Genomic DNA, 13,981 nt, shown 5'->3' on the forward strand with positions numbered 1-13,981 from the left:
AGGTGACTCAGATATTTAAATTAAATAAAAAAGTTATAGCCGCATTGATTGCAGTGTTGATTGTACTATTTATACCTTCTTTGGGTATATCTGCTTTTCCTGAAAGTGGTAGTCCAGATAATAATTCTCCTATTCATGGAAAGGTAGTCAAAATACATAATACATCGGAATCATTAAGTAAAAATTCCATAAGATATTTATATGTAGATGTGAAAATAACCTCTGGAAAAATGAAGGGTCAGGTTATTACAGTTCAAAATTCTGTGAGTGGAAAGATAAATGATGAAAGCAGCAATACCCAGAGCTTTGCTAGAGTAGGAGACAATGTACTTGTGAATATTGATAAATACAAGAGTGGAGACCCAAATAGTGCCTATATATACGAAATTGTGAGATATAGATATTTATATGAGCTGGGTGCAGTATTTATAATTTTACTTGTTGTCATTGGAGGATTGAAAGGTTTTAAATCTGTAATAACTCTTGCAATAACCGGGTTTGCCATAGTAAAGGTACTTATTCCACTTGTGATGCAGGGATTTAATCCTGTTTTTGTAGCTACCGCAATATGTTTGTTTTTAATTATAGTGAATCTTACTATAATAAGTGGTAAAAATGAAAAAACTCTAGCTGCTATTATAGGTACCTCAGGAGGAGTTATAATTGCAGGAGCCATAGCAATATTTTCAAATTCAATTTTAAGAGTAAGCGGACTTACTGATGATGAAATGCAAACTATAATATATACAGTTCAGAATGTCAATTTCAATTTTTCAGGTTTACTGTTTGCGGAGATAATAATGGGAGCTCTGGGAGCAGTTATGGATACAAGTATATCAATTGCATCAGCAATATGGGAATTAAAGGATGCAAAAAAAGATATGAATATGAAAGAACTTGTCAAATCAGGAATGAATGTGGGAAAGGATATTATGGGGAGCATGTCAAATACACTTATACTCGCTTATGCTGGAGGTGCCATGTATCTTATGATAATGATAGCCTCTTATTCATATACTACATCTATATCTACTGCTATAAACCAGGATATAATAGCGGCGGAAGTTCTCAAAGCACTTGCAGGAAGTATAGGACTCATATTTGCAATACCAATAACTGCATTTGCAGCATCATTTTTGATTACTAGAAAAAAAAGAGATATTGGAGAAGATCAAGGCCAGGAAGTTGATGAATTATACAATAAGTTCAAAAGTATATTCTTTAAAGGTAAAAAGAGTTAAAGACTATTAGCAGTAGTAACACTTGCAAGTCTGAAATAATATACTAATTACTGAAAATATAGGATGAAAAATCAGTAAAAAGGAGGACAAATAAGTGGATACTACAGTAAATTTCTATATGATTGAAGACTATGATTTGGGGGATGTTTTGGAACCCTATGAAAGTATAAAATCAGATAATCAGGCGTATTTTAATCTCAAACCAGGTGATACAATAATTTTAAAAGAAGATAACATTGAGTATTCAGTAGTTAAGGTTGTAAAAAATTTACATGCAGGTAAATTGAATATATATATTGATAAAATAAAAAGCAAAGAAGAAATTATGGATGATATTGAGGAATTAGCTAATAAAACTTTAAAAAATGTACTGGAATCTTTAAAAGAGGCACTTGAGCCAAATAAGTAATTCATCATCAAGCAGTCATTATGGAGATAATGGCTGTTTAAATTTGTTAGAGAATTTGCAATATTTAAACGTTTACTCTATAATACAATTATAAGAAAAAACAAATTGTTTTTGGGGGGAATAGACAATATGCCATTTTTTACAACAAACGATGAATGTAAACTGCATTATGAAGATGTTGGTTCTGGGAAGCCGCTTGTTTTAATACACGGGTGGGCTCAATCTGCTGCTATATTTAGAAGAAATATACCTGAATTCAGCAAGTATTACAGAGTTATATCTGTTGATGTAAGGGGACATGGTGAATCTGGTAAACCGGCGTATGGTTATAGACTTTCTCGTTTTGCGAAAGATATATATGAACTTATGAATTATTTGAATCTAAAGGATGTAAATCTTCTTGGATGGTCAATGGGATGCTCTATTATCTGGAGTTATTGGGATCTATTTAGATCAGAAAGATTGTCCAAGCTTATATTGGTGGACGAACCTGCCTGGCTTATGAAAACTGAAGACTATGATATAGGAGCCTCGACATTTGACGAATTGATAGCTATGTGCAACAATATTAAAAAAGATCAATTGGGATTTACCAAACAGTTTATTGATGAAACCTTAACTATTAAGGATTCTGAGAAGGATGAGAACTATCCTAAAGAGTTAAAGAGTATAATTGATGAAAATTTGAAAATACCGGCGGAATATTCCTCAAGACTGGCATTTATTCATTGGTTAATTGACTGGAGAGATATTATGCCTACAATTACTATTCCGACTCTGCTTATAAGTGGTAGAAAAAGTTTTATAAATTGGAGGTCTGTAGTTTGGAACAAGGAGAGAATACCAAATTCAAAACTGGAATTTTTTGAAGATAGAGGGCATTTTATGTTTTTTGAAGATGCCGAAAAATTTAACAAAATAGTAAGACAATTTATTGATTCATGATATTACAGCAAAGTTTTGTAAAAGCAAATGGAATTTTATAATGAAGTTTATTCCGATGTTTATGAATGAGGCCAGTGAAGATTTCACTGGCTAATTTTAAATGTTCAAGGATTCTGGGGCACGGTTTTCCAGTCATCTAAAAATCTCTGGATTCCTATGTCTGTTAAAGGGTGCTTGGTCATCTGAATTAGAACTTTATAAGGAACTGTTGCGATGTCTGATCCTGCTTTTGCAGCATCTATGACATGGAGAGGTCCTCTTATGCTGGCTGAGATAATTTTTGTAGTGATATTATGAAGTCTGAATATGGAAACTATCTGTTCTATGAGTTCAATTCCATTTGTTCCGATATCATCTAACCTGCCAATGAAAGGACTTACATAAGTTGCACCTGCTCTTGCAGCAAGTAAGGCCTGAGAAGAAGAAAATACCAGTGTCACATTGGTTTTTATATTGATCTTTGAAAGAATCTTTACAGCTTTTAAGCCTTCAGAGGTCATGGGAATTTTTATTACTATATTTTTGTGTATCTTAGTTAGTTCTTTGGCTTCAGCTACCATTTTATCAGCTTCGAGCCCTATGACTTCTGCACTTATTGGACCATCTACTATAGTAGTTATTTCTTTTACGACTTCTTTGAAATCTCTACCCTCCTTTGCAATCAATGAAGGATTTGTAGTAACTCCACAGATTATACCCATTTCATTTGCTTTTCGTATTTCATCTACATTGGCAGTATCTATAAATAATTTCATATTTTTAAACCTCCTTAAATAATAAAAATAATACAGATATTCTTATACTCAGTACTTTTCTAATTTTAACTTATATATTTTTTTATATCAACTTAAATGAGTTGATATGTGAAGGTTAGGGAGATATACTTAAAATAACATAGGTAAAAATTTTCGTGAAATATATGATTTTAAATTGGATAATGTGCTATAATAAAAGTAAATAATGGCAGCAAAAATAGAAATATAGTACATGAATATTTTATGGTGTACAAGCAGTTACTTAAATATATGGTATAACTAATTTTTATATAAATTTATATAAAATGGTAGTCTCCAATTGCCAGCTGCGGTTACTGTTTTTTTGTTATTGTATTAATTTCAAAAAATGCCGTTATATATTTCTGTAATAAATGTTTGTTACGAGTAATCAAATTTGGAAATCGAAAAAGTAATGAGATGGATGGGAGAACCCATATGAAACGAATTTTATCAATAGTAATTATAAGTATGATAGTTTTTAGTTTTTCAGCATGTGCCAGCTTAGACCGTATGTATAATGGGAATGCTCAGAAAGTAAATGTTGTCGCACATCCAAAAGAAAAAAAGCCAGTGTCACCACCGCCTAGAAATATTCTTAAGGCAGGGGACAAGGGAGATGATGTAAAAGATATTCAAAAAAGACTCAATAAATTTGGTTATACTGTAAATGAAGATGGAGATTTTGGAGAACAGACAGTGTATGCTGTAATGGATTTTCAGCAAAGGCATGGACTTACTACTGATGGAATAGTAAGAGGATCTACATTGGACGATTTAAAAAAGAAACCTGCATCAGATGTAATGTATAAGCCTACAGCTCAAGTAATATCTGATGCTTATTCAGCCGATGTTGAAAGCATAATAAATAAATTAAATACTCAAAGTTATACTGATTATTATATTATGGTTAGTATATCGCAACAAATGGTATATATTTTTAACGGAAGTAATGGTAATTGGAAATTAATAAATTCATTTCAGTGTGCATCGGGAACAGGAGGTACACCAACAGTCAAAGGACATTTTTTTGTAGGAATCAAGGGACCACAGTTTGAAACAGAAAATGGAGTTACACTTAAGTATTTTACGCAGTTTCAGGGGAATTACTTATTTCATAGTGTTTTATTTGATAAAAGAGGTAATTTAGTAGATGGTACACTTGGTAAATCTGCTTCTCATGGTTGTATAAGATTAGCTCTTGAAAATGCAAAATATATCTACGATAGTATACCCATAGGTTCTGGAATCTTGATAGAATAATATTATAATTAATTGAATGAAAAGTATGATTTGAAGGTGATTATTTTGGGAAGAATATATAGCTTTTATACGATGCCCCATCCACCAATTGCAGTTCCAGAGGTAGGACTTGGTCAGGAGTTAAAAATAAAAAATACTATGGATGCCTGCTATAAAATTGGTGAAGAGATAGCAGCTATAAAACCAGATACCATAATAATAATTACACCACATGGACCAGTATTCAGGGATGCAATTGCTCTTTCCTGTTATGAATCTATAGAGGGAAATTTGGGTAACTTTGGAGCATCAGAAGTAAGACAGAGTTATAATATAAATTTAAATTTGACAGAAGAAATAATAAAATATTCTAAAGATCAAAATATATTAACGGCAAAAATAACGGCAAGATCTGCAAAGCAGTATGGAATCAAATATGAATTGGACCATGGGGCTTTAGTGCCTTTATATTTTGTAAATAAGAAATATAAAGGTTATAAATTAGTTCATATTTCTTATGGGATGCTCCCTAAACTGCAGCTTTATGAATTTGGAATGTGTATTAAAAAAGCTGTAAGTGAAGTAGATACCAAAGCAGTATTTATTGCAAGTGGAGATTTATCACATAGGCTCACCAAAGATGGCCCTTATGAATACAGTCCTTATGGAGAAAAATTTGATAGGGAGATTACATTGCTGCTTGAAAAAGGCGATGTTTCAGGAATATTCAATATTGACAGCAAGACTATAAATGAGGCAGGACAATGTGGATTGAGATCTTACTATATAATGCTTGGAACAATGAATGGATATGATATTAAAGGTAGCATCTTATCCTATGAGGGACCTTTTGGAGTTGGGTATGGGGTAATGAGTTTCTCACTTAAATATGATCATAGAGATACCTATGGAAAATTAGTTGAAGAAAAACAAGAAATGATCGCAAAAAGGAGGAAAATTCAAGATCCTTACGTAAGGCTTGCACGTGAAAGTTTAACTTATTACCTGGCTTGTGGACAATATTTAAAAATTCCAGGATATGTAACTGATGAAATGAAAAATAACAAAAGAGGAGTTTTTGTATCCATGAAAAAGGAAGGTCGACTTAGAGGATGTATTGGAACTATTTTTCCAATTACAAAAAATATAGCTGAAGAAATTATAAGAAATGCTGTTTCATCAGGAATACATGATCCAAGATTTATGCCGGTTAGTGAGGAAGAGCTTGAAGACATAGATATTTCTGTAGATGTACTTACCAAATCGGAAAAGTCTTCAAAAGAAGAATTAAATCCTGAAAAATATGGAGTAATAGTCACAAAAGGTTCTAGATGTGGACTGTTGCTTCCAGATTTAGAAGGTGTAAATACAGTGGATGAACAGCTCCGAATTGCACTTGAAAAGGGGAATATATCTCCAAATGAAGATTATACTGTTGAAAGATTTCAGGTTATAAGGCATAAATAAAAATTTTTGGTATTGGGGGAAGATAACTCTTGTTGCATAAAGGATTATTTTATGAAAAGCAGAATGACAAAATAAAATGTAGGTTGTGCCCCCATAACTGTATTATAGGTGATAAAATGCATGGGAGATGTGCTGTCAGAGTGAATAGAAGCGGAGTACTACAATCTGTAAATTATGGTGAGATAACATCTATGGCAGTTGATCCTGTGGAAAAGAAACCACTCTATCATTTTAAACCTGGCAGCAACATTTTATCTGTTGGAAGCTTCGGATGCAATTTTTCATGCAGTTTTTGTCAAAATTATGCTATATCTCAGTATAAACCTAAGAGTCAGTATATATCTACTGACAAATTAATAGAAATATGTTTGAATGTAAAACATAATATTGGTATAGCTTTTACTTATAATGAACCTGGAATATGGTATGAATATGTATATGAGGCTTCAAAAAAGCTTAAAGAAAGTTATCCAGAGTTTAGTATAGTTCTTGTTACAAATGGATATATTGAAGAAAAACCGCTTCAAACGCTTTTACCATATGTGGATGCTATGAATATAGATTTAAAGTCATTTAATCCAAATTATTATGAAAAGGTATGTGGAGGGAATGTTGAGGCTGTACTTGACACCATAAGCAAAGTGTTTCAAAAGACTCATGTAGAGGTAACAACGCTGTTGGTAAATGGTTTGAATGATTCTACTTCAGAAGTGGAGAGTATAGCTTCTTATCTTGAGGGCCTTGATAAAAGCATTCCTCTTCACTTGTCAAGGTATTTTCCAACCTACAAGATGGAATATCCGGCTACGGATATAAATACAATGATAGAAGCTAGAAAAATTGCTAGAGAACATTTGGACTATGTTTATCTTGGAAATGTTCCAGTTGTTGACAACTCTACATATTGTCCTAAGTGTGGAGAGCTTTTAATAGAAAGAGCAGGATATGTCACCAGAACTTATATGAATGATAACAAATGCCCTAGATGTGGATGCCATATAAATGTATTATTTTGAAATTAAAGTATAAAATTATATTTATTTTGGTATCTTCACCCGGGGTATTTCTTTTTTCCATTGATGATACTGTTTTTAGTATGGAAATAAGATATACTTTAGGCAATTGAGATAGGAGGTTTGAGAATAAATATGAATTATGAAAGTATTGATAGAAATGCTGTTAAGACATGGATGATTGGGAGGACCATAACGAGTGTTATAATTTTTACTATATATATTTTGGTGGAATATTTACTTGTTATTCCAAAATTCTATTATATTCCTGTTGTTAAATATTTAATGAACATATTGGGATTTATTATAATTTTATTTTCCTTTCTTCATAGTTTTATTTGGCCGTTTTTAGAGTATGAGCAATGGAGATATGGCATATTTGAAGACAAAATTGAACTGCTGAATGGAATTATAGTCAGGAAAAAGGTAATAGTTCCTATTTCAAGAATTCAGAATTTAAAGATAGAACAGGGACCTATTCAGAGAATTTATAAAATAACCTCCATAAATATAATAACTGCAGGCAGTTGCCATGAGATACCTGCAATACCGGTGAAAGAAGCAGAATTAATTTCGGAAAAACTTAGAAGAATTATAGAAATGGGAGACAAAGATGTATAGGATAGAGAGAAACCATGTCTTAAAAATATTTTATGATATGGCAAAATTGATTAAGGAATTTATAGGTATTATAGTTGCATTGGGTTTTATGGTAAATAAAATAGGTTTGGTAAAATCCATACTGATAGGAAGTATAGTATTTATGGCAGTTATTGTGTATGAATTTTTATTGTGGAGAAAAAATTTTTTCATAATAAGAGAAAGTGCCATATATCACCAGGAAGGAATATTCAATATAAAAAAGGTAGAAATCCCATTTGAGAGGATCAATACAATAGATATTTCTCAAAATATTATAGAAAGAATTTTCAAAGTTGCCACCATTAAAATTGATACAGGAGATACTTCAAATAAAGGCAGTGAATTAAAATTTACTTTAAAAAAAGCTAGAGCCGAAGAGCTGAGAAATATTTTGTTGAAAAAGGAAATTAGTGATGATACAAATCAGAATGAGAAGATCTACACCATAAAACCAAGCAAACTTGTTATATATTCTCTTATTTCGAATTCAATATTAAAGGGAATTGGAATGCTGCTTGTTGTACAGCAGTTTTTTGATCAGTATCTAAAAAGTTTTATCCATATAGATACCTCTCTTTATGTAGATGAATTTCAGAAGGAGGATATCTATCATGCTATATATACTATATTATTTTTAGCATTGGGATTAATATTTGTCAGCATATTTTTATCCGTAGTATATACTTTTTTTAAATACTATGATTTTCAAATGTGGTCAGATAGTAATAAGATACATGTGAAATATGGAGTAATAAACAGAAAAAATTACAGCTTTGATAGGAAAAAAATAAATGGAATTCATATAAAGCAGACAATTCTCATGCAGATTTTTGGATTTTTTACAGTGGAAATTGAAAGCATTGGATATGGAGATGAAAAAGGAGAAAAAGCTATATTATACCCTATCTGTCCTAGTCCTTTAAAAGATAAAATTATTGAAAATTTGCTGGGCGAGTTTGAATACAATGGAAATATTACAAGACCACGAAAAAATGCAGAATTTAGGTTCTTCTATAAAAAGGTTATTTTTGGGGGATTTACAGCGGCTGTATGTTTTTTCATAAAACCTAGATTTGTCATATTGACTTTGATAATATTATTATTTCTCTTGATTATGGGATATCTTGAATTTAAAAATACTGCCTTTGGGATTAATGGGAAGCTAATATATATGTGCTATCATGGGTTCAATAGAACGCAGTCTATATTAAAGATGAAAGCAGTTCAATCACTTACTTCATCCTATACGTATTTTCAGCATAAGAAGAGATTTTGTGATTACAGTATTGTGCTGTACAGCTCAAATTTTGGCAAGGTCTTAAAAGTAAAAAATTTAAATGACAATATTATAGGTGAATCTTTTAGATAAGGAAATATAAATATATTTATTGGATATATAAAATCTATTGTTAATGTGCATATTAAAATTGAAGGGAATCTGTACGATAATGTAAATGTAAATAATTTATGGATAAATATTATATAATAAGGGGGACTTTTGTATTAATGAAAAATTTTCTTAGAAAAACAATCACAATAATTATAGTATTTTTTATGATTTTTTCTTCAGGTGGTCTGGCCTTTTCAAATAGTGTTGCTTATGCAGAAGATGCTGTTTCAAATGGAATAGTCAGCGAAAATGTTGGAGAAACATACTATGGATTTCAACTTAAGTCAATTAAGGAACTTCCCAAATATGATTCTAAGATTTTAATCTTTACTCATGTAAAAACAGGAGCACAGCTCATGTATATAAAAAATAACGATACACAGAGAGCTTTTGATATTACTTTTCGTACGCCTACTTCGGATAATACAGGTGTTAACCATATTATTGAGCATTCAGTTTTAGACGGTTCTAAAAATTATCCTGTTAAGTCTCCTTTTCAGGAAATGCTTAAAGGATCTTTAGGGTCATTTATAAATGCAATGACCACTAATGATTATACAACTTTCCCTGTGGCAACTACAAACGAACAGGATCTTCAGAATCTTATGGGAGTATATTTGGATGCAGTATTCTATCCAAATATCGTGAAAAATGAAAATATATTCAAACAGGAAGGATGGAGGTATGAACTTCCTTCAAAGGATTCTCAACTGTCCATAAATGGAGTCGTGTACAATGAGATGAAAGGAAATTATTCAGATCCCGAATGGATATTACATAATGCAGTATACCAATCTCTTTTTCCCGACACTTCTTATAAATGGGATGCTGGTGGAAATCCTGAAAATATTCCTTCACTTACAAGGCAACAGCTTGTAGCTGTGTATAATAAAAATTATACGCCTTCAAATAGTTATATATATTTATATGGAAAACTTGATATATCTAAATATCTGAAGTTCGTAGATGAGAATTATTTAAGCAAATTTGATAAAAGCAATGTAGATACTTCTATAAAATATCAAAATATTCTTTCAAATATATCTGACAAAACTGTTATGTATCCCGTATCTAAGGATTCAGATACCAAGAGGAAGACCTATCTGTCATTAAATTTTGTAACTGGCAGTGTGGATGACAGAGAAACAAACTTAGCAATGAGCTTTTTGAGTTATTTACTTATGGGAATGGATAATGCTCCTTTAAAAAAGGCACTTGTGGAAAAAGGAATCGCAGATAATGTAAGTTCTTCCTTTAGTATGGAGGGTATTCAGCCTGTGTTTTCTATAACTGCGGCTAATTCTGAAGAGTCATCGAAGAAAATATTTGAAAATACAGTGTTTGATACATTAAAAGATATATCCAAGAATGGATTTGATCCGGAATTTCTTAAATCTGCACTGGCATCCTATGAAATAAGCAGTAGGTCAGAGAAACTTGTAACGCCTATTATGGGTGGAACTGGACTAGTTTTATTGCAAACTGCTCTTGCTACGTGGATATATGACAAGGATCCAACCATGTATTTTGATACAGATGACGTGATGAAAAAGATAAACGGCTTGGATCAGAATGAATATTTTAGGAATATTATCAACAAATATTTACTTTCAAATCCTCATCACTCCATGGTTATATTGAAACCAGAGGCAGGCCTTGAAAGTGAAAATGAACAGAATACTATAAGAAAACTTGCGAATTACAAAAACTCCATAGGGGAAGCAGCAGTTAATTCACTAGTTGGGAATACCCAGAATTTTAACATATGGCAGAAGGAGGAAGACCCAAAAGAGGAAATTGAAAAACTTCCGAAGCTTTCAGTTGATGATATAAAGCCTGAACTTCCAAATTTAAATTATAGGGTTGAAAAAAAAGGCGGAATGAATGTTCTTACACATAATGCAAATTTAAATGGACTTTCAGCAATTAGTTTCTATTTTGATACTTCAAGGGTACCACAGGAAAAACTAAAATATTTGAGCTTGTTGTCAACTTTGCTTGGAAATGTTAATACAAAAGAGCATAGTGAAGGGGAACTTTCAAATGATATGCTGAAACAGATAGGAAGTCCAATTTCATTTTCAGCTTCGGCAATAGCAAGTAACAATAATGACGATAATTACAAGCCAAAGATGACAATGACAATTTTAGCGCCAGAGGAAAACATAGCTGGAAGTATGAAAATAGCTACAGAAATTATAAATGACAGTGAATTCAACGATAGGAAAAAGATAAAACAGGTTATTGATGAAAACAAGGCAGCACTGCAGTCACTATTTTCTTCTGGGTCTGGAAGTGTGGCAATCATGGCCATGAATTCCTATATGAGCGAATCAGGGAAATATAGTGAGGAGATTACAGGAATTCCATACTATAGATTTTTACAGGATTTAAGTGACAATTTTGATTCTAGATGGAATGATATTTCTAAAAACCTGAAGGAAGTTTCAAAATTGGCTTTAAATAGAAATAATCTCCTGGTAACTTATAGCGGAAGTGAAGAAGGAGCTAAAGTATTAAAAGGAGAATTGGAAACAATAGGCCCAAAATTGAATTCACAGAAACTTTCAAAGCAGAAATATAGTTTTGAAGAATCCAATAAAAATATAGCTTTTTCATCTTCTTCAAAGGTTCAAACTGTATTGCAGGGAGGAAATTTCAAAAAGACAGAATATGCGTACAGTGGAAAGATGATGGTATTGCAGAATATACTTAATATGGGATATCTGTGGAACAAGGTGAGAACAACTGGAGGTGCATATGGAGTTCAAGCTTCATTTTCTCCAGGTGGTGAAGTTTTATTTGCATCTATGAGAGATCCAAAGCTTAGAGAAACTCTCAATGCATTTGAAGGTGCAGTGGATTATCTGAAAAATTTTCAGGCTACGGAGGGGGAAATGACAGATTATATCATAGGAGCAGTTAGGGATTTCGTAAATTTAAAAACAAATGGACCACTTATAGAAAGTGCTTTGTGTGATTCCATGTATCTTAAAGATTTTTCTCAAAATGATATTTTGAAATATGAAAAGGAGGCTCTTTCAACAACTCCGGAGGATATAAGAAATTATGGAAACATGCTTGATAAAGTGTTAAAACAAAATATATATTTTGTGGAGGGCTCAAGAGATAAAATAGATGGTAACAAAGATTTGTTCAATGATATTTTAGATACAGAAAAATAATACAATTATTTGATAAAAAATAGTAACCACGTTTCCAAGCGGATGGTTACTATTTTTTATTTCCATAATTATTTACCACTGGCACCATAATTTGATAATACACGGGCACTAGGATCATTTACATTACAGCCTTCCCATTTTTTGTTTGGCATCCAAAAATCTACAATCATTTTAGCCTGTCCCGGATAGTATTTTTCAAAGATTTCTCTATATAATAACGACTCTTTTGTGAATGGTTGAGCGTGATATTCATAGTTTTTACATAGTTTTTCAAATTCGTCATCAGAATAACATGTTTCTGCATATTCCTTTAAGTAGTCTACCATGGAATGGCCTACTGCATCGCTAAATGCTGCTTTTTCACGGTATAGAATATTAAGCGGAAGATAGTCACCTTCAAATGCGTGTCTCAAAAGATATTTGCCCTTTTTATATTTGTTCAACTTCTTCTCAGGATCAATTTCCATAACGTATCTTACAAAATCAAGATCACCAAACGGTACCCTTGCTTCCAGAGAATTTGAACTGATACAACGGTCCGCACGAAGTACGTCATACATATATAACTCTCTGATTCTCTTCTGAGATTCCTTCTGGAATTCTTCTGAATTTGGAGCAAAGTCAGTATATTTATAGCCAAACAATTCATCAGAAATTTCACCAGTCAAAAGAACTCTGACATCAGAAATTTCATGTATTTTCTTACAAAGCAGATACATCCCCATGCTTGCTCTTATTGTTGTAATATCATATGTTCCAAGCATTTTGATAACTTCATCCAATGATTTAATTACCTCTTCTTTTGTCATGTAAACAACGGTATGATTGCTATGAATGTAATCTGCAACTTCCTTTGCGTATTTTAGGTCAATTGCATCCTCGGTCATACCTATAGCAAATGTTCTAATTGGTTTTTCAGGATTCATTTTTTGGGCAATTGCACATACCAATGAGCTGTCTAATCCACCACTTAATAAAAAACCTACAGGAGCATCAGCATCCATACGTTTTTCTACGGCAGATACCAGCTTATCATGAATATTACTGCAAATAGCTTCCAGGTCATCCTTGCAATATTTGCCATCTGTTGCTGCGATGTCACAATAACATGTAAATTTACCGTCAGCATAATAATGTCCTGGTGGAAATGGCTTGATACTTTCTGTAAGACCAACTAGATTTTTTGCTTCACTCGCAAATATGATTTTTCCTGATGTAGAATAGCCATAGAATAAAGGACGAATTCCGATTGGATCTCTTGCTGCTATATAACTATCCTTTTTCCCATCATAGATAATAGCTGCGAATTCAGCATCTAATTTTGAAAACATATCCAGCCCATATTCATAGTACATGGGAAGTAATATTTCACAATCACTATTTGAAATAAAATTATAGCCTTTTTTTATTAGTTCTTTTTTGATTTTACGAAATCCATAAATTTCACCGTTACATATGGCTGCATCCATTTTCCTTGTAAATGGCTGCATTCCACTAAAACTCAAATCCATAATGGAGAGTCTTTGAAATCCCAAAATACCAGAGGGCAAAGTGAGAATCTCCATCATATCCGGTCCTCTCGACTCGGTTCTCTGTAATGCCCCTGCGAATTTTTCATATTTCATGTCTGTTCCTGTATAACACATAATTGTACACATAATTGATAGTCCTCCT

11 protein-coding genes are annotated in these 13,981 nt (G+C 32.2%); 9 read left to right on the plus strand and 2 right to left on the minus strand.

What is annotated here, in order from left to right; genetic code table 11:
• The first annotated feature begins 2 nt into the window (after nucleotides 1-2).
• The 3 genes from ACSVC9_RS04335 (at nucleotide 3) to ACSVC9_RS04345 (ending at nucleotide 2,595) form a co-directional block, all read left to right on the plus strand.
• On the plus strand, nucleotides 3-1,241 hold the full coding sequence (locus ACSVC9_RS04335) for a YibE/F family protein (RefSeq protein WP_446899132.1): 1,239 nt from the start codon (nucleotides 3-5) through the stop codon (nucleotides 1,239-1,241).
• Nucleotides 1,242-1,335: 94 nt separating this feature from the next.
• Nucleotides 1,336-1,650 carry a hypothetical protein gene (locus ACSVC9_RS04340; protein WP_446899133.1) on the plus strand — a complete coding sequence of 105 codons (315 nt, stop codon included), beginning with the start codon at nucleotides 1,336-1,338 and terminating at the stop codon, nucleotides 1,648-1,650.
• A gap of 129 nt (nucleotides 1,651-1,779) precedes the next feature.
• Entirely contained in the window at nucleotides 1,780-2,595 is an 816-nt protein-coding gene (locus ACSVC9_RS04345; RefSeq protein ID WP_446899134.1) for an alpha/beta fold hydrolase, read from the plus strand.
• A 104-nt stretch (nucleotides 2,596-2,699) separates the two neighbouring features.
• On the opposite strand, the gene fsa is transcribed toward ACSVC9_RS04345, so the two are convergent.
• Nucleotides 2,700-3,350: a fructose-6-phosphate aldolase gene (gene fsa, locus ACSVC9_RS04350; RefSeq protein WP_446899135.1), complete on the minus strand. Its 651-nt coding sequence runs from the start codon at nucleotides 3,348-3,350 to the stop codon at nucleotides 2,700-2,702.
• A gap of 456 nt (nucleotides 3,351-3,806) precedes the next feature.
• Between fsa and ACSVC9_RS04355 the strand changes: the two genes are divergently transcribed.
• From ACSVC9_RS04355 to ACSVC9_RS04380, 6 genes are all read left to right on the plus strand, one after another.
• Complete coding sequence (locus tag ACSVC9_RS04355) at nucleotides 3,807-4,631, plus strand: L,D-transpeptidase family protein (protein WP_446899136.1); 825 nt, start codon at nucleotides 3,807-3,809, stop codon at nucleotides 4,629-4,631.
• Nucleotides 4,632-4,703: 72 nt separating this feature from the next.
• Nucleotides 4,704-6,077, plus strand: coding sequence for an AmmeMemoRadiSam system protein A (gene amrA, locus ACSVC9_RS04360; protein ID WP_446899798.1), 1,374 nt, complete (start codon nucleotides 4,704-4,706; stop codon nucleotides 6,075-6,077).
• A 29-nt stretch (nucleotides 6,078-6,106) separates the two neighbouring features.
• Entirely contained in the window at nucleotides 6,107-7,093 is a 987-nt protein-coding gene (gene amrS, locus ACSVC9_RS04365; protein WP_446899137.1) for an AmmeMemoRadiSam system radical SAM enzyme, read from the plus strand.
• 132 nt (nucleotides 7,094-7,225) lie between these two features.
• Nucleotides 7,226-7,711: a PH domain-containing protein gene (locus tag ACSVC9_RS04370; protein ID WP_446899138.1), complete on the plus strand. Its 486-nt coding sequence runs from the start codon at nucleotides 7,226-7,228 to the stop codon at nucleotides 7,709-7,711.
• Complete coding sequence (locus ACSVC9_RS04375; RefSeq protein WP_446899139.1) at nucleotides 7,704-9,101, plus strand: PH domain-containing protein; 1,398 nt, start codon at nucleotides 7,704-7,706, stop codon at nucleotides 9,099-9,101. The genes ACSVC9_RS04370 and ACSVC9_RS04375 overlap by 8 nt, the downstream gene beginning before the upstream one ends.
• Nucleotides 9,102-9,238: 137 nt before the next feature.
• On the plus strand, nucleotides 9,239-12,307 hold the full coding sequence (locus tag ACSVC9_RS04380; RefSeq protein ID WP_446899140.1) for an insulinase family protein: 3,069 nt from the start codon (nucleotides 9,239-9,241) through the stop codon (nucleotides 12,305-12,307).
• Between the two features lie 68 nt (nucleotides 12,308-12,375).
• Here the strand turns inward: ACSVC9_RS04380 and asnB are convergent, their stop codons facing one another.
• Nucleotides 12,376-13,965, minus strand: a complete 1,590-nt coding sequence (gene asnB / locus ACSVC9_RS04385) for an asparagine synthase B (RefSeq protein WP_446899141.1) — start codon at nucleotides 13,963-13,965, stop codon at nucleotides 12,376-12,378.
• Nucleotides 13,966-13,981: the final 16 nt, after the last annotated feature.

The organism is Clostridium sp. LBM24168, assembly GCF_052953915.1.